This window comes from Aurantimonas sp. (genome assembly GCF_964217435.1).
GTDB classification, from domain to species: domain Bacteria; phylum Pseudomonadota; class Alphaproteobacteria; order Rhizobiales; family Rhizobiaceae; genus Aurantimonas; species Aurantimonas coralicida.
In genome coordinates this window covers 47012-67205 of sequence record NZ_CAXPJM010000055.1, presented here as the reverse complement: position 1 = coordinate 67205, position 20194 = coordinate 47012, and the positions used below count along the sequence as shown (strand labels likewise).

General features: G+C 68.0%; 20 protein-coding genes. 1 reads left to right on the top strand and 19 read right to left on the bottom strand.

What is annotated here, in order from left to right; genetic code table 11:
* Positions 1 to 14 precede the first annotated feature (14 nt).
* The 6 genes from ACEQX1_RS19680 to ACEQX1_RS19655 all read right to left on the bottom strand — a co-directional run bounded on the left by ACEQX1_RS19680 (position 15) and on the right by ACEQX1_RS19655 (position 6111).
* On the bottom strand, positions 15 to 521 hold the full coding sequence (locus ACEQX1_RS19680) for a TRAP transporter small permease (protein WP_187390876.1): 507 nt from the start codon (positions 519 to 521) through the stop codon (positions 15 to 17).
* 11 nt (positions 522 to 532) lie between these two features.
* Positions 533 to 1573 (bottom strand): TRAP transporter substrate-binding protein, encoded by a 1041-nt coding sequence (locus ACEQX1_RS19675; RefSeq protein ID WP_370193459.1) that lies wholly within the window; start codon positions 1571 to 1573, stop codon positions 533 to 535.
* 23 nt (positions 1574 to 1596) lie between these two features.
* Positions 1597 to 2895: a TRAP transporter large permease gene (locus ACEQX1_RS19670; RefSeq protein ID WP_370197474.1), complete on the bottom strand. Its 1299-nt coding sequence runs from the start codon at positions 2893 to 2895 to the stop codon at positions 1597 to 1599.
* Between the two features lie 181 nt (positions 2896 to 3076).
* On the bottom strand, positions 3077 to 4267 hold the full coding sequence (locus ACEQX1_RS19665) for a CaiB/BaiF CoA transferase family protein (RefSeq protein WP_370193457.1): 1191 nt from the start codon (positions 4265 to 4267) through the stop codon (positions 3077 to 3079).
* Positions 4268 to 4445: 178 nt separating this feature from the next.
* Positions 4446 to 5147 carry a GntR family transcriptional regulator gene (locus ACEQX1_RS19660; RefSeq protein ID WP_370193456.1) on the bottom strand — a complete coding sequence of 234 codons (702 nt, stop codon included), beginning with the start codon at positions 5145 to 5147 and terminating at the stop codon, positions 4446 to 4448.
* Positions 5148 to 5253: 106 nt separating this feature from the next.
* On the bottom strand, positions 5254 to 6111 hold the full coding sequence (locus tag ACEQX1_RS19655; RefSeq protein WP_187390814.1) for a DMT family transporter: 858 nt from the start codon (positions 6109 to 6111) through the stop codon (positions 5254 to 5256).
* A gap of 212 nt (positions 6112 to 6323) precedes the next feature.
* Between ACEQX1_RS19655 and ACEQX1_RS19650 the strand changes: the two genes are divergently transcribed.
* On the top strand, positions 6324 to 7751 hold the full coding sequence (locus ACEQX1_RS19650) for an MATE family efflux transporter (protein ID WP_370193455.1): 1428 nt from the start codon (positions 6324 to 6326) through the stop codon (positions 7749 to 7751).
* Between the two features lie 20 nt (positions 7752 to 7771).
* On the opposite strand, the gene ACEQX1_RS19645 is transcribed toward ACEQX1_RS19650, so the two are convergent.
* From ACEQX1_RS19645 to ACEQX1_RS19585, 13 genes are all read right to left on the bottom strand, one after another.
* Positions 7772 to 8419, bottom strand: a complete 648-nt coding sequence (locus ACEQX1_RS19645; protein ID WP_370193454.1) for a nicotinate-nucleotide adenylyltransferase — start codon at positions 8417 to 8419, stop codon at positions 7772 to 7774.
* Positions 8416 to 9696: a glutamate-5-semialdehyde dehydrogenase gene (locus ACEQX1_RS19640; protein ID WP_370197472.1), complete on the bottom strand. Its 1281-nt coding sequence runs from the start codon at positions 9694 to 9696 to the stop codon at positions 8416 to 8418. The genes ACEQX1_RS19645 and ACEQX1_RS19640 overlap by 4 nt, the downstream gene beginning before the upstream one ends.
* 75 nt (positions 9697 to 9771) lie before the next feature.
* A complete protein-coding gene (gene proB, locus ACEQX1_RS19635; RefSeq protein WP_370193452.1) occupies positions 9772 to 10926 on the bottom strand; it encodes a glutamate 5-kinase in 1155 nt (384 codons plus the stop codon).
* Complete coding sequence (obgE, locus tag ACEQX1_RS19630) at positions 10926 to 12011, bottom strand: GTPase ObgE (protein ID WP_188075647.1); 1086 nt, start codon at positions 12009 to 12011, stop codon at positions 10926 to 10928. Before obgE ends, proB begins: the two co-directional genes overlap by 1 nt.
* Positions 12012 to 12150: 139 nt before the next feature.
* Positions 12151 to 12744 (bottom strand): DUF3833 family protein, encoded by a 594-nt coding sequence (locus ACEQX1_RS19625; protein WP_370193450.1) that lies wholly within the window; start codon positions 12742 to 12744, stop codon positions 12151 to 12153.
* Positions 12741 to 13307, bottom strand: coding sequence for a GNAT family N-acetyltransferase (locus ACEQX1_RS19620; protein WP_370193449.1), 567 nt, complete (start codon positions 13305 to 13307; stop codon positions 12741 to 12743). Before ACEQX1_RS19620 ends, ACEQX1_RS19625 begins: the two co-directional genes overlap by 4 nt.
* A gap of 128 nt (positions 13308 to 13435) precedes the next feature.
* The gene (gene rpmA / locus ACEQX1_RS19615) at positions 13436 to 13705 is read right to left on the bottom strand and encodes a 50S ribosomal protein L27 (protein WP_024350276.1); all 270 of its coding nucleotides are present in this window, start codon (positions 13703 to 13705) and stop codon (positions 13436 to 13438) included.
* A gap of 48 nt (positions 13706 to 13753) precedes the next feature.
* A complete protein-coding gene (locus ACEQX1_RS19610) occupies positions 13754 to 14374 on the bottom strand; it encodes a 50S ribosomal protein L21 (protein ID WP_009210386.1) in 621 nt (206 codons plus the stop codon).
* 237 nt (positions 14375 to 14611) lie between these two features.
* A complete protein-coding gene (locus ACEQX1_RS19605) occupies positions 14612 to 15262 on the bottom strand; it encodes a GntR family transcriptional regulator (RefSeq protein ID WP_244495407.1) in 651 nt (216 codons plus the stop codon).
* Positions 15263 to 15403: 141 nt separating this feature from the next.
* The gene (locus ACEQX1_RS19600; RefSeq protein WP_370193448.1) at positions 15404 to 16309 is read right to left on the bottom strand and encodes an NAD(P)-dependent oxidoreductase; all 906 of its coding nucleotides are present in this window, start codon (positions 16307 to 16309) and stop codon (positions 15404 to 15406) included.
* A gap of 41 nt (positions 16310 to 16350) precedes the next feature.
* Positions 16351 to 17337: a D-erythronate dehydrogenase gene (gene denD, locus ACEQX1_RS19595; protein ID WP_370193447.1), complete on the bottom strand. Its 987-nt coding sequence runs from the start codon at positions 17335 to 17337 to the stop codon at positions 16351 to 16353.
* A gap of 49 nt (positions 17338 to 17386) precedes the next feature.
* On the bottom strand, positions 17387 to 18139 hold the full coding sequence (locus ACEQX1_RS19590) for an SDR family oxidoreductase (protein ID WP_370193446.1): 753 nt from the start codon (positions 18137 to 18139) through the stop codon (positions 17387 to 17389).
* Positions 18140 to 18230: 91 nt separating this feature from the next.
* Positions 18231 to 20048: an IlvD/Edd family dehydratase gene (locus ACEQX1_RS19585; protein WP_277021009.1), complete on the bottom strand. Its 1818-nt coding sequence runs from the start codon at positions 20046 to 20048 to the stop codon at positions 18231 to 18233.
* Positions 20049 to 20194 lie beyond the last annotated feature (146 nt).

Genomic DNA, 20194 nt, shown 5'->3' with positions numbered 1-20194 from the left:
CAGGGAAATCGGGCTCAGACGTGGTGGATCACGTCCGAGCGGGGCGGCGGGCCCTGCAGGGTGTTGATCAGGAACTGCAGGCCGAGCGCGCCGAAGCCGATCGGCAGCATTCCGTAGGGCAGCCACATCGGCGTGCCGAAGCCGCTCGAGACGCGTTCGCCATAGGCCCAGGCGTCGTAGGCCATGAGGCCGCCGCGCCAGGTGATGATCGCGCAGAACACGCAGCCGACGATGCCGACGATGGCGGACAGCACGCGCCGCCCGTTGTCGCCCATGCTGTCGGGCAGGAGCGTGATGCCGATATGCTCGCCGCGCCGCTGCACGTCCGCCGCCGTCATGACCGCCAGATAGACGACCAGGAAGGCGTTGATCTCCAGGCTCCAGGAGGTCGGCGCCGCGAAGATGTAGCGCATCGTCGCGTCATAGGTGATCGTCAGCGCCATGAAGGCGAGCACGACCTGGCCCAGGACCTGCAGAAGCCTGGCGAAATGTTCGAACAGCCTGACCGGAACGGCGAGCATGATGGTTCCCCTTACGCGTCTTCGCCGTGGGCGAGCGCAATGGCGCGGCGGCCGACCTCTTCACCGACCTCAGAGACCCAGCTCTCGCGGACATTGGCGCTGATCTCGTTGAAGCGCTCCACGGCCGCCTGGTCGGGCTCGATTTCCTCGATGCCGAGCTCGCGGAACGCCGGCCAGTACTTCTGCTCGAAATAGTCGGTGTTGGCGACCTGGGCACTGTGGGTGTCGAACCATTCGACGCCGTCCATGAAGGCGTCGCGCACCGCCTGGTCCATCGCTTCCCAGCGATCGGTCTGGACAAACACGCCGATGGCGAAGCCGGTGAGCGGCATGCGGTAGACGTGGCCGACCTGCTCCTGGATGCTGCGGCCGTTGATCGTCGAGATGTTGGCGACAGCCGCGTCGACGGTGCCGCGCTGCAGGGCGAGATAGAGCTCGGAAGAGGGGATGCGCACCGAAGCGCCGCCCAGATCCTCGATCGCCTTGGTCGCCTCGAAGGAGACGACGCGGATCTTCTTGCCCTCGATGTCGTCGAGATTGCGGATCGGCGCGTCCTTGGTACTCCAGATATATTCCGGCTCCATGATGCCGCCGCCGAGGCTGAGGACGGTGAGGCCGTTCTTCTTCAGCTCGTCCTGGATGAGCTGGAACAGCGGCGAGCCGCGCTTCAGCCGGTCGGGATTGCGGGCGAGATCGCCGACGACGCCCGGCAGCCCGGTGATGCCGAGGATCGGCAGCGAGCGGGTGACGTAGGACGTGGTGTGGAACATGAAGTCGATGGTGCCCGACCGCAGCGCCGGCAGCTGCTCGTCGGCCGACAGCAGGCGGCCGGAATCGTAGAAGTCGATGGCGACGGTCTCGCCGGCCTTCTCGTTGATCCGGTCGACCAGGCCCTGCGAGCCATAGGCGAGATCGGCGTAGGACGGCGGCAGGTAGGTGACGCCGGTCAGCTTCTGGGCGGCGGCGGCCGGCCTTGTGGTGCCAAGGCCCAGGGCCGAAGCCAGCGCGACGGCGCCCGTGGTGGTGATGAGCCTGCGTCTGTCGATGGTCATGTCTTTTCCTCCCTTGATGAAACTCAACGCATGAGATTGGGCAGCCAGAGGCTGATGGCGGGGAACAGCACGAAGATGATGAGCATCACGAACTGCACCATGACGAAGGGCACCACGCTGCGGACGATCTCCTCGATCTTCAGCATCGGGGCCACCGCCTTGAGCGTGTAGAGGTTGAGGCCGACCGGCGGCGTGACGACCGCGATCTCCAAATTCATCACCAGGATGATGCCGAACCACAGCGGGTCGTAGCCGAGCGTCGTGATCAGCGGCAGCAGGATCGGCGTGGTGACGACGATCAGCGACACCGCATCGACCAGCATGCCGAGGCCGACAAGGGCCAGCATGATCAGGACGAGGATGACCTCCGGCGGCAGCTCGGTGCCGATCAGAAGGCCGGTGATCGCGTCGGGTACCCGCACGAGATTGAGATAGTCGCCGAAGATCCGGGCGCAGCCCATGATCAGCAGGATAGCGCCGGAGATGCGGGCGCTGGAGCCCAGCACCTTCATCGTGCCGCGGACATCGACACTGCGGAAGATGACGGCGGCGATCAGGAAGGCGCCGACGGCGCCGAAGGCCGCGGCCTCCGAGGGAGTGGCGACACCCGTGTAGATCGTGCCGAGGACGACGGCGATCAGCAGGATGGCGTGCCAGATGCCGCCGATGGCGCGCAGGCGGTCGCCCCAGCTGTATTCGACATGGGCCTGGCGCGGTGCTTCCGCCGGGTTCAGCAGCACCCGGAAGTAGAGATAGACCGACAGCGCCAGGGCGAGGGCGATGCCCGGCACGATGCCGCCGATGAACAGGTCGGCCACCGACACGCCGGAGACCGCGCCGTAGATGATCAGCGGCACGCTTGGCGGGATCAGCATGGCCAGCGCCCCGGCACTGACGACGCTGCCGGCGGCGATCGACCGGCTGTAGCCGCGCGCCAGCATTTCCGGCACGGCGATGGAGCCGACCGCCGCGACGCCGGCGATCGAGACGCCGGAGACCGCGCCGAAGACCGCCGAGGCGCCGACGGTGGCAATCGCCAGTCCGCCGCGCAGCCATTGCAGCCAGACGACGGCGGCGTGGAAGAGGTTCTTGCCGACGGGGGTCGCCGCAAGGAAATTGCCCATCAGCACGAAGAGCGGCAGCGCCAGCAACTCGAAGCTGTTGAGCTGGCCGAACAGCGAGGTCGGGCCGAAGAAGAAGGCCATCGACCCGCGCGCCATGTAGAGGCCGGTGAGGCCGGCAGCGCCCAGCGCGAGGAAGATCGGCGCCCCGATGGCGATCATCGCCAGAAGGATGACGACGACGATGATGGGCTCGATCATCGCGGCGCCACCATGCCATGCGCGGCAGGCCGCCGCGTGCGCCTTGCACCAGGGGCCGACCGGCAGCCGGCATCAGCCTTCGTCGCGGGCATCCGCAATTCGAGTGGCAATGACATTCCTCCCACTGGCCGGTTCGCGCGACGCCCGGCTCCCTGCCGCGTCGCGCGTCCGGTCGCATTCCCTAGATGATTTCGGCAGCTTCCAGCGCGTCGATCCGCGCGTCGTCGTAGTCCAGCCATTCGCGCAGCACGGGCCGGGTGTGTTCGCCGAGCTTCGGCCCGGTCCGCTCGACGGCGCCGGGCGAGGCGGAGAGGCGCGGGAAGACGTTCTGCATGGCGGTCGCCCCCAGCGTCTCGTCCTCGACCCGCACGATCGATTCCCGCGCGATGAAGTGCGGGTCCTCCAGCATGTCGTGTGCGCGATAGGTCAGGCCCGCCGGGACGCCGGCCTCGGCGAGGAGCTCGACCAGCGGATGCGCCTCCTGCGTCTGCGTCCATTCGCCGATGATCGCGTCGATCTCCGCCTGGTTGCGACCACGCGCCTGGTGATTGGCGAAACGCGCGTCGTCGGCGAGCTCCGGCTGGCCCATCAGGGCCGTCAGCCGGCGGAACAGGCTGTCCTGATTGGCGCCGATGATGATCGTGTCGCCGTCCTTGGTGGGATAGGCGTTGGACGGCGCGATGCCCGGCAGGAAGCTGCCGGAGCGCTCGCGCACATGGCCGCCGCGGTCGTATTCGGTGACGACGCTCTCCATCACCGACAGGACGGCCTCGTAGATCGAGGCGTCGACCATCTGGCCTTCGCCGGTGACATGGCGGTGCTGCAGCGCCAGCAGCGCGCCCTGGAAGCCGCTCTGGCCGGCCAGCGTGTCGCCGATCGACAGGCCGATGCGAACCGGCGGGCGGTCGGGGTAGCCGCCGATGTAGCGCATGCCGCCCATCGCCTCGCAGACGGCGGCGAAGCCGGCGCGGCTGCTGTAGGGGCCGGTCTGGCCGAAGCCGGTGATGCGGACCATGATCAGGCGCGGATTGATCGCCTTCAGCGTCTCGTAGTCGAGGCCCCAGGCCTCCATGCGTCCGGCGCGGAAATTCTCGACGATGATGTCGGTCGACGCGACGAGTTCGCGAACCAGCTCCTGCGCTTCCGGCTTGCGCAGGTCGAGGGTCAGCGACTTCTTGTTGCGGGCGATCACCGGCCACCACAGCGGATGGCCCTCGGCATCGGTGCGGCCCCACTGGCGCATGGCGTCGCCGACGCGCGGCGGCTCGATCTTCACGACCTCGGCGCCGAAATCCGCCAGCAGCTGCCCGCAGAAGGGACCGGCGATGAGCTGGCCCATTTCGAGCACACGGATTCCGTCTAGCGCTTTCATCGATCCTCCCGGGCATGTCCTCCACGGCCGCGTCCCACCGCGGCCGTCGCCAGCCCGAACCGAGCTTGCGCCGGCACGCTATCGCTATTGTATCCAATGCGTCAATCTTGCACTGCACCCAAGGCGCGGCCGGTGCGGCCCAACGAGCCGGAAAGCGGCACGTTCGGCCAGGGACCAGCTAGCGCGCCGGTGGCGATGTCTCGGGGGCTTCCAGGGTCGTATCGCGCGCTGTCGTCAGGGCCGTGCGCGTTGCCAGCATGTGCGAGCGCATCACCGCTGTGGCCCAGTCGCTGTCGCCGGCGGTCAGCGCGTCGATGAGGACGCGGTGCTCGGCGAGGGAACGCCGGATGTCGGGGCTGCGGAAACTGCCATAGGTGTGGATCAGGAGGCCGATCCCCATCAGGCGCAGGGCCGCTTCCTCCAACGTGCTGTTGCCGCTTGCCGCGGCGATCACCTGGTGGAACTCCTGGTTGAGCCGGGAAAGCCGCTCGATCTGGCCGCGATCGGCGACGATCCGTTCCATTTCCTCGGCCAGATGGGTCAGCCGGGCAAGGTCGGCCTCGCTGCGCCGGGTCGCCGCAAGGCCGGCGGCCGTGCCTTCCAGCAGTGCACGGACGCCGTAGATCTCGGCGAGTTCGGCCTGCGAGCGGGTTTTGATCAGCGCCCCAATCCGCGGGATCATGTCGACGAAACCGTCGCTGGCGAGCTTGTGCAGGGCGGCGCGGACCGGGGTGCGGCTCACCTCGTAGCGCTCGGCCAGCATTTCCTCGGTCAGCCGCGATCCGGGCGGATGCTGGCCGCGGATGATGTCGGCCCGCACGTCCTCATAGACGCGGTCGACGGTCCGCTGCTTGGCATTGCGATGGCGACTTCCGGTCATGGCCGGTCCCGAGGCTCCATGGGCATGATTGGATACAATCGAAACGGGTTGCGGAAAGCAACTGCGGATCGCGCACGGCACCGACGCGGGTCAAAACCGTGCCGGTTCAGCGGTTCTCGCGCCACCAGATGTACAGACCGCTGGCGACCAGGATCACGGTGCCGAGGATCATCGGCGGTTGCAACGGGTCGCCGAACAGAACCACGCTGAGAATGCTGGCAACCAGCACCTGCGAATAGAGGAAAGGCGACAGCAGCGAGGCCGGGGCGTGGGAGAAGGCCGTGACCAGGGTGAAATGGCCGATCGATCCGGCAACGCCGCTGAGGACCAGAAGCGCCAGCGTCGCCGGGGCTGGCGTCTCCCAGAAGGGAATGATGACGAGGGTGAGGATCACCGCGCCGGCCGCCGTGGTATTGAACTGCGTCGAAGCGGCGTCCTCGGTGCCGGCGAGGCGGCGGGTCATCAACAAATAGCAGGCGTTGAAGCCCGATGCCGCCAGGGCGAAGCCCAGCGCCGGCTCGATGCCGGCAAAGCCCGGCCGCAGGATCAGCAGCATGCCGCAGAAGCCGGCGATGATCGCGCCGATCCGGTGGATGCCGATGCTCTCCTTCAGGACGATGACCGACAGGATGGTGACGACGATCGGGGTGAAGAACAGGACGGCCGTCGCATCGGCCAGCGGCACGCGGGCAAGGGCATTGTACATGCAGATCGTCGCCGCCAGGAGCAGCATGCCGCGCACGAGCTGCAGATAGGGGTGGCGGGCTTTCAGGAAGCCGGTGCCGGTGGTGGCGCCGAGATAGCTGCCGAGGATCAGCGTCTGGAAGAAATAGCGGCCCCAGATGACCTGCAGCACCGGTACGAGCGTCGTCAGGTGCTTGCCGAGGGAATCCATGCCCGCGAAGACGCTGCCGGCAAGGACCGTCAACAGAATGCCGGTCAGGAGAGAACTGAAGGATTTCACGGGATCGACGCCTTTGCTAAGCGTTGCTTACTGGAAAGCCGCGGCGCTGAAAAGCCGAACCGCCCGGCTTAAGGGGCGACATCCGGGATAATCGGTCCAGCCCTGCGCCACCCTCGTGGCAGCCATGTCGCCGGAGGCCTGCGAGCGGCGACGGCGTCGCTGGACTTCCCCGTCGCACCCTTCTAGGCCACCGAGCATCAGGCGGTGATGTCATGCAGACGAATGTTTCAGAACGGTCCGGCGCGCAAACGCAGCCGCTGCCCGGGGCCGATGGCCGTGGGCCGGTGCAGTCATGGCTGAAGCACGCCGTCGCGACGGTCGTTCTGGCGGTGCCGCTGATCGGCGCGCAGCTGGCGCAGATGACCATGAACGTCACCGACACGGTGATGATCGGCTGGCTCGGCGCCACCGAACTGGCGGCCGGCGTCCTGGCCACCCAGACCTTCTTCATCGTCTTCATCTTCGGGGCCGGCTTCGCCCAGGCCGTGCTGCCGCTGGCGGCCGGCGCGGAGGGCCGCGGAGACGTGCGCGACGTGCGCCGCTCGATCCGCATGGGCCTCTGGGTGCTGATGCTCTACAGCGCGCTCGTCATGCTGCCGCTCTGGTACACCGAGGCGATCCTGGTGGCGCTCGGCCAGGACCCGGAAATCTCGGCCCTCGCAGGGGCCTATATGCGGGTCGCCCAATGGTCGATGTTCCCGGCGCTGCTGGTCCTGGGACTGCGCTCCTACCTGACCGTCGTCAACCGCGCCTATCTCGTCCTGGCGGTGATCCTCGTCGGCGCCGTGGTCAATGCCGGGCTGAACTATCTGCTGATCTTCGGCCATTTTGGTGCGCCGGCCCTCGGCATCGTCGGCGCGGCCGTGGCGACGCTCGGCAGCAACCTCCTGATGACCGGCCTGCTGGTCGCCTATACGGCGATGGCGCCGAGTCTGCGGCGCTACGAGCTCTACGCCCGCTTCTGGCGGCCGGACTGGCCGGACTTCTTCGAGGTGCTGCGGCTCGGCTGGCCGATCGGCGCGACGATCATTGCCGAGGTCGGGCTGTTCGTCGCCTCCTCGATCATGATGGGCTGGCTCGGCACCATTCCGCTGGCCGCCCATGGCATCGCGCTGCAGATCGCCTCCATCGCCTTCATGGTGCCGCTTGGCCTGTCGAGCGCCGCCACGGTGCGGGTCGGGCTTGCCTTCGGACGCGGTGACCGCCGCGATCTCGACCGGGCGTCGGCGGTGGCGCTGGGCATCGGCACGCTGATCTCGATCGGCGGCGCATGCCTGTTCTGGTTCTGGCCGCAGGAACTGATCGGGCTCTATCTCGATCGGGGCAACGCCAATGCCGAGGCGGTGCTGGCCTATGGCGTGCCGCTGCTGGTGGTCGCCGCGCTCTTCCAGATCGCCGATGCGCTGCAGGTCGTGGCTGCCGGCATCCTGCGCGGCGTGAAAGATACCCGCACGCCGATGCTGATCGCGCTGTTCAGCTATTGGCTGGTCGGCATGCCGGTGGCCTATGTTCTCGCCTTCATGGTGGGATGGGGCGGCGTCGGCCTTTGGTGGGGGCTGGCCTTCGGCCTGTCCACCGCGGCGCTGCTGCTCAACGCCCGTTTCCTGCTGCGCGAGCGCTACGGCCTGCTTGACGCCTGACCGGACGCGTCAACGGCGGCTCAGTCGCCGTTCTGCCGCCGCAGCAAGGTGGAGGAGACGGTCGAGCGCGGCCCGTGCAGGAACACCCAGGCCGGTGGCCGTCGCAGGGGCAGGGCCCTGGCCGCCGTCTCCGGCAGGCGGAAGCGTGCCAGCACCTGGGGCGTGACCGCCGAGAGGACGGAGAGGGTCGAGCCGGGCCGGTCGACCACGGCGATCGGCAGGCTGGTCGCGATCTCCTGCCAGTCCTGCCAGCGATGGAAGCTGGCAAGGCTGTCGGCGCCCATGATCCAGACGAAATGCACGCTCGGATGGCGCCGCCGCAGCAAGGCGACCGTATCGGCCGAATAGCGGATGCGATGGCGCGCCTCGAAGGCGGTGGGCACCGAATGGGGACCGGGCGCCAGCGCCCGGACCGCGGCCAGGCGTTCGCCGATCGGCCGCAGCTTGCCGTGATCCTTCAGCGGATTGCCCGGCGTCACCATCCACCAGACCCGGTCGAGGCCGAGCCGCCGGCGTGCCGTCTCGGCGACCAGCAGATGGCCTTCATGCGGCGGGTTGAACGAGCCGCCGAACAGGCCGATCCGCATGCCGGGCTGCGCCGGTGGCATGGCCAGCGCCGCCGCATCGACGCCCTTGAGGGCGTCGGCGGCGGTATCGCCCAGCCTCATGGGCGCGTCTGGCCGTTGCCGTGGACGCGATAGTTGAAGCTGGTCAACTGCTCGACGCCGACCGGGCCGCGCGCATGCATCTTGCCGGTGGCGATGCCGATCTCCGCGCCCATGCCGAACTCGCCGCCGTCGGCGAACTGGGTCGAGGCGTTGTGGAGGAGGATAGCCGAATCGATGCCGGCGAAGAAGGTCTCCGCCGTGTCCGCGTCGTCGGTCACGATCGCTTCGGTGTGATGAGAGGAATGGCTCTCGATATGGTCGATCGCGCCCGCAACGCCGTCGACCAGCGCGACGGAAATGATCGCGTCGAGATATTCGGTGACGAAGTCCGCCTCGCTGGCCGGCTCCGCGGTCGGGTAGCGCTCGCGCACCTCGTCGGTGGCGCGGATCTCGCAGCCGGCCTCGCGCAAAGCTTCCATCAGCGGCAGCAGATGCGTGTCGGCAACGGTTCGGTCGATCAGCAGGGTTTCGGCAGACCCGCAGATGCCGGTGCGGCGCATCTTGGAATTGACGACGATGTCCCGCGCCATGTCGAGATTGGCCGCCCGGTCGACATAGACGTGGCAGAGCCCTTCGAGATGCGCGAAGACCGGCACCCGCGCCTCGTCCTGCACGCGGCCGACCAGCGAACGGCCGCCGCGCGGCACGATGACGTCGATCGCCCCGTCGAGGCCGCGCAGCATGGCGCCGACGGCCGCGCGGTCGGTCGACGGCACGATCTGGATCGCGTCCTCGGGCAAGCCGGCCGCGGTGAGCCCGGCGACCATCGCGGCGTGGATCGCGGCCGAAGAGCGGACCGAATCCGAGCCGCCGCGCAGGATCACCGCATTGCCGGATTTCAGGCAGAGCGCCCCGGCATCGGCGGTCACGTTCGGCCGGCTCTCGTAGATGACGCCGATGACGCCGAGCGGCGTGCGCACGCGCTCGATCGACAGGCCGTTCGGCCGGTCCCAGGCGGCGACCGTCGCACCGACCGGGTCGGGCAGGGCGGCGATGGCGCGCAGGCCTTCGGCCATTGCGGTGATGCGGTCGGGCGTCAGCGTCAGCCGGTCGACGAAGGAGGCGGCCATGCCGGCCTCCGCCGCGCGGTCGAGATCGGCGGCATTCTCGGCGAGGATGGTGTCGGTGGAGGCGACCAGCGCGTCGGCCATTGCCAGAAGCGCCGCGTTCTTCGTCTCCGTCGGCGCCAGGGCGAGGCGGCGCGCCGCTGCGCGGGCCCGCTTGCCAATGGCATCCATCAGCGTGTCGATCGATCCGGTCTCGGTGCTGTCACGCATGGGTGTGGTCTCCGAAATCTGTACTGCGTCGCGGCAACGGGCAGGCGCTCTCGCCGTGCCTTCGCGCCGTCTGTCTCAGGCCGAGGTAAGCTGCTGGCCCGGCGTCTCCGCCGCGCCCGGATCGACGGCGAGGTCGTCGCGATGGATCATCGCCGCGCGGCCCTCATAGCCCAGCGCCGCACCGATCTCGGAGGAGCGCAGGCCGGCGACCAGCCGTGCCTCGTCGGAATCATAGGCGATGAGGCCACGGGCGATCTCGCGGCGGGCGTTGTCGTACACCGCCACCGTGTCGCCCCTGCGAAACTCGCCCTCGACCTTGCTGACGCCCGCCGGCAGCAGGCTGCGGCCAGCGACCAGCGCCTTGACGGCGCCGGCATCGACGAACAGGCGCCCGGTGGCATGGAGCTGGCCGGCGATCCAGCGCTTGCGGGCGCCGACCGGCGTATCGACCGCGCGAAACAGCGTGGCGCGCTCGCCGGTCTCGATGGCCGACAGGGGATAGAGCCGGTTGCCCGCCGTGATGATCATGGCGGTGCCGGAACCGGTCGCGATCCGCGCCGCGTCGATCTTGGTCTTCATGCCGCCGCGCGACAGTTCCGAACCGGCGGAGCCCGCCATGGCCTCGATCTGCGGCGTGATCTGATCGACCAGGGGAATGTGCTCGGCGTTCGGGTCGAGATGCGGCGGCGCCGTGTAGAGCCCGTCGACATCCGACAACAGGACCAGCATGTCGGCGTCGATCATCGTGGCGACCCGGGCGGCCAGCCGGTCATTGTCCCCGTAGCGGATCTCGGAGGTGGCGACGGTGTCGTTCTCGTTGATGACCGGCACGGCCTTGAGGGCCAGCAGCGTCGCGATGGTGGCGCGGGCATTCAGATAGCGCCGGCGCTCTTCGGTGTCCCCGAGGGTCAAGAGGATCTGCCCGGTCTCGATGCCGTGGCGGCCGAGGATCTCCAGATAGGTGCGCGACAGGGCGATCTGGCCCACCGAGGCGGCCGCCTGGCTTTCCTCCAGCCGCAGCGGACCGCGCGGCATCTTCAGGATCTTGCGGCCGAGCGCGATGGCGCCCGACGACACGACGAGAATCTCCCGGCCCTCGCTGACGAGGCGCGCAATGTCCTCGCCCAGCGATTCCAGCCAGGTCCGCTTCAGTCCGCGTTCGCGGTCCACGAGCAGCGACGAACCGATCTTGATGACGATCCGCCGGTAGCCGTGGAGGGGATTGCTCATCACTCCGCGTCCTTCTTCCCGGCCTCGGCCTCTTCCGCCTCGGCGCGTTCGGCCGCGGCCACGGCGAAGCGGTCGGGCTCTTCCTCTTCCGTGGGGGCGAGGCGGCTGATGCGGCTCTTCAACTCGCGCAATGCCTCGGTCATGCCCTCGCGGCTCACCGCCGACAGAGCGAGCGGCGCGTAGCCGACGGCCTCCTGCAGCTCCGCCAGCTTCTCCTCGCGGGCCTCCGGCGTCAGCGTGTCGACCTTCGACAGGGCGACGAGCTCGGGCTTGTCCGCGAGGCCGTGCTCATAGGCTTCGAGCTCGCGCCGCACGGTGCGGTAGGCACCGGCGACGTCGTCCTCGCTGGACGAGACCAGATGCAGCAGCACGCTGGTGCGCTCGACATGGCCGAGGAAGCGGTCGCCGATGCCGACGCCCTCATGGGCGCCCTCGATCAGGCCCGGAATGTCGGCGATGACGAATTCCGCCTCGTCGACCTTGGCAACGCCGAGGCCGGGATGCAGCGTGGTGAAGGGATAGTCGGCGATCTTCGGCCGGGCCCGCGTCACCGAGGCGAGGAAGGTCGACTTGCCGGCATTGGGCAGGCCGACGAGGCCGACATCGGCGATCAGCTTCAGCCGCAGCCAGATCGTCAGCTCCTCGCCCTCCTGGCCAGGATTGGCGCGCCGCGGCGCCTGGTTCACCGAGGTCTTGAAATAGGCGTTGCCGAAGCCGCCATTGCCGCCGGCGGCGATGCAGTGACGCTCGCCGATATCGGTCAGGTCGAACAGCAGCGTCTCGTTGTCCTCGGCGAAGATCTGGGTGCCGGCCGGCACCTTCAGCGTGATGTCCGAGCCCTTGCCGCCATTGCGGTTGCGGCCCATGCCGTGGCCGCCGGTCTTGGCCTTGAAATGCTGCTGGTAGCGATAGTCGATCAGCGTGTTGAGGCCGGCGACGGCCTCCACCCACACATCGCCGCCGCGGCCGCCGTCGCCGCCGTCCGGCCCGCCGAACTCGATGTATTTCTCGCGGCGGAACGACACCGAGCCGGCACCGCCGTCACCGGATCGGACATAGACCTTGGCCTGGTCGAGGAATTTCATCTCTGTGCTCTCCTGAGCATGCGGTCGGTATGGCGGACGGCCCCTTCTAGCGGGCCGGTCGGGACTTGTGAACGGATCGCCGGCCAAGAGGCAGGCGATCCGGAAGGTTCATGTGCGCGGACCCGGTCGGCCCGCGGCGTCAGTGCGCGTCGAGCGCAGCCTTGTCCTTAGCGAAAGCCACGTCGGACGTGGCCAGCGGCACGCCGAATTTCGACACGCTGACATGGTTGGCGACCGTTCCGTCCGACTGTCGCGTCATGCGGTGGCGAAAGTGCAGCAGCGTGTCGCCGCCGCCCGGTGCGTAGCCGTCATAGTCGAGAACGACACCGTTCGGCGCCAGCCTGCCGGAGACGGCCACCGGCGGTGACAATTCGCCGTCGTCGCCCTCGGTCCGCACCGTGCCGGTGTAGAGACCGGGGCTGGTCATGCCGAGGTCCCAGCGCTGCAGCCGGTCGCCATCGGGAAAGCTAAACTGCTCGTCGAGCAGCAGCCGCCCATCCTGGCGCGTGCCGGAAAAGCGCGCGGTGAAGTCCTCGGTAAAGAATAGCGCCGTGGTGACCGATCCCTTCGAATAGGACGCCCCCGCGAAGAACTCCTCCAGCGCCAGGCCGTCGGCGACGGAGGCGGGCGGCACGTCGGCTGGATCGTCGCCGCAGGCCGCAAGCCCGGCCAGCAGCAGCGCCCCAGTGAGGGCGCCGCCGATCCTGCGCGCGACGATCTTCCGGCAACTCATGCCCGACCCCATGCCTTGAGCGACGTCCAGCACCGCCGGTCCATGACGAAATGCTCGCTGGCCACGCGCCCGGAACTGATCGTGTCGATGAGGCCGCTGCCGGTGAAGTGGAAGCCGCATTTGCGGATCACCCGGCGCGACGCCTCGTTGACGACGCGGCAATCGACGGCGATGGCGTCGGCCTTCAGCGCGACAAATCCGAAATCGATCACGGCCTGCGCTGCCTCGGTGGCAAGACCCTTGCCCCAGAACCGGCGGCCGACCCAGTAGCCGATGTCGAACCGGCCCGGCACGCTTTCCGGCTTCAGGCTGCAGCAGCCGACGAGGTCGCCGCCGTCCTTCAGGCAGAGCGCAAAGACCGTTTCCGGTGCGTGGTCGCTGATGAAGGCGCGGGCGTCGGCAAGACCGTAGGGATGCGGCACGCGGGCCAGCATCCGGGCGATCTCGCGGTCGTTGATCAGCTTCGCCAGCGCGCCGGCATCGTCCATCGTCAGCGGCCGCAACAGCAGCCTGCGGGTCTCGATCGTCTCGCCGTCCCGTTCGACGGTCGTGTCCTCAAGCATCGCATCGTTCCTTCCAGACGCGAAAAGGGGAGATGGCGGTCCATCTCCCCTGTCGTGCTCTGAAGGTCCGATCGTTCGGAGGGTTCAGAGTGCCGGGTCGGTGGAACGCCGGCGCTCTGAAGCTCCGGTCACTCGGCGGCTTCGGCTTTCGGCATGACGGCCACGTAGGTGCGACCGTTCGCCTTGTGCTGGAACGCCACGTTGCCTTCGGCCTTCGCGAAGAGGGTATGGTCCTTGCCCATGCCGACATTGGCACCCGGATGCCAGCGCGTGCCGCGCTGACGGATCAGGATGTTGCCCGGAATGACGGACTCGCCACCGAACTTCTTCACGCCAAGGCGCTTGGACTCCGAATCGCGACCGTTGCGCGAAGAGCCGCCTGCTTTTTTATGTGCCATCGTAGGTCTCCTTGCCTGTCAGGGCTCGCGGGGGATATGGCCCCGGAATTACTGCTTCGCCAGTTCGCCGGCCTGGGCGCGCCAGTCTTCGATCTGCGCGGCGCTGAACGGCATGTTCGCGTCGATGCGGGCAACGTCCTCGTCGGACAGGGCCGCGATCTGGGCATAGGTGGTGATGCCCTGCTCGTTGAGCTGCTTCTCGGCGACCGGGCCGATGCCCTTGATCTTGGTCAGCTTGTCCTGCTCGCCGCCGGTCGGGGCGGTGAACATCGGCACGTCCGGCGTGGCGTCGGTCGTCTCGGCGGACGGCTTGGGCGCAGCGACCTTGGCCGGCTTCGGCGCGGCGGCGGTCTGCGACGGGGCCTTGCCGTCGGTCAGGATCTCGGCGATGCGGATCATCGTCAGGTCCTGACGGTGGCCACGGGTGCGCTTGGAGTTCTGGCGGCGACGCTTCTTGAAGGAGATCACCTTCTTGCCGCGGGTCTGCTCGACGATCTCGGCCGTGACGGCAGCGCCCTGAACGAACGGCGCACCGATGGTCGAACCGACCATCAGGACCTCGTTGAAGGTCACGAGATCACCGGCGGCGCCCGGGAGACGCTCGATGGTGAACTTGTCGTTGGGGACAACGCGGTACTGCTTGCCACCGGTCTTAATGACTGCGAACATTTTAGCTCCGTTCGTTCGATCGGTTCTCGTGTCCCGCGGGACCCGGACCGTCTTCTTGTCAGTCGGTTACTGAATGGGCGAAAACAAACAGGCGCGGCAGTGCCACGCCCAGAATTGCGATTTGTGACTAGCGGCAAGGCCGCGCAAGGTCAAGCCTTCCGGCGGTCAAACCGGGTCCGGGGCCCTGAAGGTTTCCCCAGCGTCGAGCGGAGGCGCGTCGGCGCGGGCCCCGGCGGGCTAGAGCTTGCCGGCCTGCCGGCGCAGCAGTTCCAGCGCCTGCCGGTCGGTGCGGTCGCGGTGCAGCTGATGCAGACGCCCGGCTTCCTCGCTGTCGCGGTCGAGAATCGCCTGGACGATCTGCCGGTGTTCCTGGTCGGACTGGACCGGCTTGATGCGCAGCGGAATGATCGCCATGCGGGCCCGGTACTGCTGTTCCCAATATTGCCGCAGGGTCGCCTGCAGGCGGGAATTGCCGCACAGCGAGACGATATCCGAATGGAAGGCGTCGTCGAACTGCGACCAGCGCTCGATGTCGTCGCTGCGCGTCGCCTTCTCCATCTGGTCCATCAGCGATTTCAGCCGTTCGCTCTCGCTCGGCTCGAGCCCGCGCACGGCGGCAAGGCGCGCGGCCTGCACCTCCAGCGCCGAGAAGACCTCGTAGATTTCCGCCAGATCGTCGAGGGACTGGGCGCGGACGGTGACCCCGTGCCGCGGCTTCACCTCGACCAGCCCTTCCTCCTCGAGGCGGATCAGCGCCTCGCGGATCGGCGTGCGGCTGAGCGACAGAAGATTGGCGACCTCCGTCTCCAGGAGCGTCGTGCCGGGCGGCAGCCGACCCTCCAGGATCCGGTACTTCAGCTCGTGATAGGCCCGCTCGCGTGCCGCCATCTTGGCGACGCCCTGCATGCTCGGCCGGGGCCGCGAGCCGCTGGCGGGAGGACGGCGATGGGGTGCGTTCGTCGCATCCTGTTTCGTCAGTGCCGGCCTCCCTTGTTCATCTGCCGGGGATCCTTCTCCCGGTCGTCTTCGTCAGCTCTTCGAGCCGTCGGGCGTCGGGACCCCGTTCAGCTCGAAGACGATGTCGGACAGCATCGGCAGATAGTCGCTGCCGCGCCCGATCGCCTCGGCCGTGGCGAGGCCGTTCTTTACCGACGCCGAAACATGCGTGGCAATACCGCTTTGGTCGGCCATCGACACCACGTAGCGCATGTCCTTGTGGGCGTTGCGGATCGTGAACTTGTGGGCGTCGCGGTCGCGGTCGACGACGTATTTCATGAAGGTCTGGTAGAAGCCCGAATCCATCCGGCCGCCGCTGATCACGCCGTGGAAGGTCTTGGCATCGATGCCGTTCTTGGCGCCGATCGCCAGCGCTTCGGAATAGAGCGCCGCATAGCCGAGCGAGACGAAGTTGTTGAGCAGCTTCATCGTGTGCCCGGCGCCGATGTCGCCGACCCGCACGATCTTGCCGGCCCAGGTCTCCAGAAGCGGCTTCACCCGCTCGAAATCCGCCTCGGAAGCGCCGACCATGGTGTCGAGCGTGCCCTCCCAGGCTTCCTTCGGCGTGCGGGACAGCGGCGCGTCGATGAGCGTGACGCCGGCCTCGCTGCAGCGCTCGGCCAGCGCCCGCGTCGAGACCGGATTGGCGGTCGAGCAATCGATGATCGTCCTGCAGGCGCCGTTCGCGGCGAGGATCTCGCCGACGACGGCTTCCACCTGCGGACTGCCCGGCAGGCAGAGGAAGATGATCTCGGCGGCCTTCGCGACGCCGACGACGCTGTCGGCCTCACTGGCGCCACGGGACTTCAGATCCTCGATCGGCTCGCGGTTGCGATGGGCGAGGACGGTCAGCGTGTAGCCGGCCTCGACGATGTTCTTGGCCATGCCGTGGCCCATCAGGCCGACGCCGATGAAACCGATGCTGGGACGGTTCGTCATGTACACTCCTGCGCGAAGGCCGGGGACGCGCTGCGCGGCGGTCAGGCCGCGGCGTTGCGTGCCGCTTCGTCGGCGATATGGGCGCGGATGATGTCCGCGAAATTGTCGTCGGCAACGAAGCCGACCTTGGACGCCCGCGAGGCGTCGAAATCACGCGGCCAGCCGGCGACGATCTTCTCGATGGTGGCGTCCGGCTCGCGGCGGATCAGGGCGACGGCCTCGTCACCGGCGACCTCGCGCAGCGCCTCGATCATCTCGCCGATGGTGATCGACAGGCCCGGCATGGTCAGGCAGCGGCGGGCGCCCAGCGTCTCGGTGTCCATCGTCGCGGCATGCAGCAGGAAGCCGACCGCGGCAGCCGGGCTGGCAACCCAGTGGCGCACGCTGTCGTCGACCGGCAGGATCGCCTCGTGGCCGGCCAGCGGCTCGCGGATGATGCCGGAGAAGAAGCCCGACGCGGCCTTGTTCGGCTTGCCCGGGCGCACGACGATGGTCGGCAGGCGAATGCCGACGCCGTCGACGAAGCCCTTGCGGCTGTAATCCGAGAGCAGCAGCTCGCCGATCGCCTTCTGGGCGCCGTAGCTGGTCAGCGGGGCCGACAGGAAGGTGTCGGTGATCGGGTCCTCGAACGGCGCGCCGAAGACGGCGATCGAGGAGGTGAAGACGAGACGCGGGCGGTAGACGCCGTCCTGCTGGCGGATTGCTTCCAGCAGATAGCGCGTGCCGTCGAGATTGATGGCGTAGCCCTTCTCGAACTCGGCCTCGGCCTCGCCGGAAACGATCGCGGCGAGATGGAAGATCATGTCGGGCCGCTTGTCGACCAGGGCACGCACCGTCGCCTCGTCGGCGATGTTGCCGGCGCTGCACTCGATGGTGATGCCGCCGGCCTGGCTGTCGAAGGCCGGCTTGACGACGTCGAAGGCGTCGATCTCCGTGACCTTGTCGCCGAGGCGCGTGTCGTCGGCGATGATTGCCTCGATCAGCTGCCGGCCGACCATGCCGGCGGCGCCCAGTACCAGAATCCGCATCGTGTCCTCTTCCCTGTTGTCGTTCGGTGTCGTCGCGTGTGCTGCGCTCCTAGAGCGTCCAGCCGCCGTCGATCACCTGCATTGTTCCTGTCGTGAAGGCGCTCTCGTCCGAGGCGAGATAGACCGCCAGCATGGCGATCTCCGACGGCTTGCCGAGGCGGCCCATGGGCTGGCGCTCGATGAACATCGCCTTGGCCTTGTCGGTGCCGCCGATGGTCTTGCCGAGATCGGCGATCCGCTCCTCCAGCGAGGGGGATTCGATCGTGCCGGGGCAGATGGCGTTGCAGCGGATACCCTTGCCGACGAAGTCGACCGCGACCGAGCGCGTGAGGCCCGCCACCGCGGCCTTGGTCGCCATGTAGACATAGCGGTTCTGGGCGGCTTTGACCGGGCCGGCGGCCGAGCAGATGTTGACGATCGAACCGCCGCCCGCCTCGAGCATGCGCGGCAGCAGGCCGGTGATCATCCGGTGCATCGAGCGGACATTGAGATCGAAGGAGAAGTCCCAGGCCGCGTCGTCGCAGTCGAGAATGGTGCCGTGGTGAACGTAGCCGGCGCAGTTGAACAGGATGTCCGGGGTCGGCACGCCGGCGAGATACGCCTTCACCGCCTCGCCGTCGGTGACGTCCAGCGCGGCGGTATGGACCGGGCCGAAGGCGTCGAGGCCCTCCAGCTTCTCCGCGTCGCGATCGCTTGCATAGACGGTGGCGCCTTCCTTCAGGAAGGTCTCGACCACCTGGCGGCCGATCCCCTGGCCGGCCGCGGTGCAGACGGCGGTCTTGCCGTCCAGGCGTTTCGTCATGGCTCTGTCCCGTTCCTCTCGGTGCGCGTAGCGATGCGCGGCGATGGTGTGAAAAGGGCGGGCCGCGTCATGCGCGGTCCGCCCCGTCAGATCAGTGGTTGTCGCGCGGCACCGGGGCGGACTTGCCGTCGATGCCGCCCTGGGCGAGGCGCTGATACGAGATCGCCGGCTCCAGCACCGCACCGGTGGAGAGCTGCGAGACGATGCCGCGCTGGATCTCCTGCCAGGGCGTCTGGTGCGCCGGATAGGCGTAACCGCCGGCTTCCTCGAGCGCCTTGTGGCGCGCGGCGAGCTCCTCGTCGGAGATCAGGATGTTGGCGGTGCCGCGGCCCAGATCGATGCGAACCATGTCGCCGGTCTTCAGGATGGCGAGACCGCCGCCGGCCGCCGCCTCGGGCGAGGCGTTGAGGATCGACGGGCTGCCCGACGTGCCGGACTGCCGGCCATCGCCGATGCAGGGCAGGGAGTGGATGCCGCGCTTCAGGAGATAGTCGGGTGCCCGCATGTTCACGACTTCCGCCGCGCCCGGATAGCCGATCGGGCCGGCGCCGCGCATGAACAGGACCGAGCGCTCGTCCACCGCCGTCGCCGGATCGTCGATCCGGTGGTGGTAGTCCTCCGGCCCGTCGAAGACGATCGCCTTGCCCTCGAAGGCCATCGGGTCCTCGGCATTGGAGAGGTAGCGGTCGCGGAACTCCTTGGAGATCACCGACAGCTTCATGATGGCGGAATCGAAGAGATTGCCCTTCAGGACGCGGAAGCCGGCATGGTCGATCAGCGGCCGGTCGATCGGCCGGATGACGTTCTCGTCCTCGATGATCGCGCCGCGGCAATTGTCGCCGATGGTCTTGCCGTTGGCGGTCGGAGCATCCTCGTGGATCAGGCCCCTTTCCATCAGCTGGTTGACCACCGCCGGCACGCCGCCGGCATGGTAATAGTCTTCGGCCAGATACTCGCCGGCCGGCTGCAGATTGACCAGCAGCGGCACTTCCTCGCCATAGGTCTGCCAGTCGTCGATGGTCAGCTCGACGCCGAGGTGACGGGCGAGGCCGTTGAGATGGATCGGCGCGTTGGTCGAGCCGCCGATGGCCGAATTGACGCGGATCGCGTTGATGAAGGCGTCCTTGGTCATGATGTCGGTCGGCTTCAGGTCCTCATGGACCATCTCGACGATGCGCTTGCCGGTCAGATAGGCGACCTCCTGGCGGTCGCGATAGGGCGCGGGGATCGCCGCCGAGCCCGGAAGCTGCATGCCCAGCGCTTCGGCCAGCGAGTTCATCGTCGAGGCCGTGCCCATGGTGTTGCAATAGCCCGTCGACGGCGCCGAGGAGGCGACCAGCTTGACGAAGCCGGCATAGTCGATCTCGCCGGCGGCCATCATCTCGCGGGCCTTCCACACGATGGTGCCCGAACCGGTGCGCTCGCCACGGAACCAGCCGTTCAGCATCGGGCCGACCGACAGTGCGATCGACGGCAGGTTGACGGTGGCCGCGCCCATCAGCATGGCGGGTGTGGTCTTGTCGCAGCCGATGGTCAGCACGACGCCGTCGAGCGGGTAGCCGTAGAGCACCTCGACGAGGCCGAGATAGGCGAGGTTGCGGTCGAGGCCCGCGGTCGGGCGCTTGCCGGTCTCCTGGATCGGATGGACTGGAAACTCCAGCGCGATGCCGCCGGCCTCGCGAATGCCCTCGCGGACCCGCTTGGCGAGTTCGAGATGATGGCGGTTGCAGGGGCTGAGATCGGAGCCGGTCTGGGCGATGCCGATGATCGGCTTGCCCGACTGCAGCTCTTCCTGGCTGAGGCCGAAATTCAGATAGCGCTCGAGATACAGCGCGGTCATGTCCGGATTGGAAGGATTGTCGAACCACGCGCGCGAGCGCAGCGGGCCGGCTTTGATGTCGTTGGTCATGGGGTCTCCGGAACGTCGATCTCTGGTTGCATCCGCAGCGCGGGCAGCCTCTGACGCAATGTATACATTAACCCGGCGCCGGTTCCAACCCGTGACGCGGTGTCACGCGGCGAATGAATCGGCAGCCGGGTGATTTGGGGACTAGG

What these genes read in the sequence shown, in the direction of transcription:
- ACEQX1_RS19680 (WP_187390876.1), bottom strand. Translation starts at nt 521, where the DNA reads ATGCTCGCCGTTCCGGTCAGGCTGTTCGAACATTTCGCCAGGCTTCTG.
- ACEQX1_RS19675 (WP_370193459.1), bottom strand. Translation starts at nt 1,573, where the DNA reads ATGACCATCGACAGACGCAGGCTCATCACCACCACGGGCGCCGTCGCG.
- ACEQX1_RS19670 (WP_370197474.1), bottom strand. Translation starts at nt 2,895, where the DNA reads ATGATCGAGCCCATCATCGTCGTCGTCATCCTTCTGGCGATGATCGCC.
- ACEQX1_RS19665 (WP_370193457.1), bottom strand. Translation starts at nt 4,267, where the DNA reads ATGAAAGCGCTAGACGGAATCCGTGTGCTCGAAATGGGCCAGCTCATC.
- ACEQX1_RS19660 (WP_370193456.1), bottom strand. Translation starts at nt 5,147, where the DNA reads ATGACCGGAAGTCGCCATCGCAATGCCAAGCAGCGGACCGTCGACCGC.
- ACEQX1_RS19650 (WP_370193455.1), top strand. Translation starts at nt 6,324, where the DNA reads ATGCAGACGAATGTTTCAGAACGGTCCGGCGCGCAAACGCAGCCGCTG.
- ACEQX1_RS19645 (WP_370193454.1), bottom strand. Translation starts at nt 8,419, where the DNA reads ATGAGGCTGGGCGATACCGCCGCCGACGCCCTCAAGGGCGTCGATGCG.
- ACEQX1_RS19640 (WP_370197472.1), bottom strand. Translation starts at nt 9,696, where the DNA reads ATGCGTGACAGCACCGAGACCGGATCGATCGACACGCTGATGGATGCC.
- proB (WP_370193452.1), bottom strand. Translation starts at nt 10,926, where the DNA reads ATGAGCAATCCCCTCCACGGCTACCGGCGGATCGTCATCAAGATCGGT.
- obgE (WP_188075647.1), bottom strand. Translation starts at nt 12,011, where the DNA reads ATGAAATTCCTCGACCAGGCCAAGGTCTATGTCCGATCCGGTGACGGC.
- ACEQX1_RS19625 (WP_370193450.1), bottom strand. Translation starts at nt 12,744, where the DNA reads ATGAGTTGCCGGAAGATCGTCGCGCGCAGGATCGGCGGCGCCCTCACT.
- ACEQX1_RS19620 (WP_370193449.1), bottom strand. Translation starts at nt 13,307, where the DNA reads ATGCTTGAGGACACGACCGTCGAACGGGACGGCGAGACGATCGAGACC.
- rpmA (WP_024350276.1), bottom strand. Translation starts at nt 13,705, where the DNA reads ATGGCACATAAAAAAGCAGGCGGCTCTTCGCGCAACGGTCGCGATTCG.
- ACEQX1_RS19610 (WP_009210386.1), bottom strand. Translation starts at nt 14,374, where the DNA reads ATGTTCGCAGTCATTAAGACCGGTGGCAAGCAGTACCGCGTTGTCCCC.
- ACEQX1_RS19605 (WP_244495407.1), bottom strand. Translation starts at nt 15,262, where the DNA reads ATGGCGGCACGCGAGCGGGCCTATCACGAGCTGAAGTACCGGATCCTG.
- ACEQX1_RS19600 (WP_370193448.1), bottom strand. Translation starts at nt 16,309, where the DNA reads ATGACGAACCGTCCCAGCATCGGTTTCATCGGCGTCGGCCTGATGGGC.
- denD (WP_370193447.1), bottom strand. Translation starts at nt 17,337, where the DNA reads ATGCGGATTCTGGTACTGGGCGCCGCCGGCATGGTCGGCCGGCAGCTG.
- ACEQX1_RS19590 (WP_370193446.1), bottom strand. Translation starts at nt 18,139, where the DNA reads ATGACGAAACGCCTGGACGGCAAGACCGCCGTCTGCACCGCGGCCGGC.
- ACEQX1_RS19585 (WP_277021009.1), bottom strand. Translation starts at nt 20,048, where the DNA reads ATGACCAACGACATCAAAGCCGGCCCGCTGCGCTCGCGCGCGTGGTTC.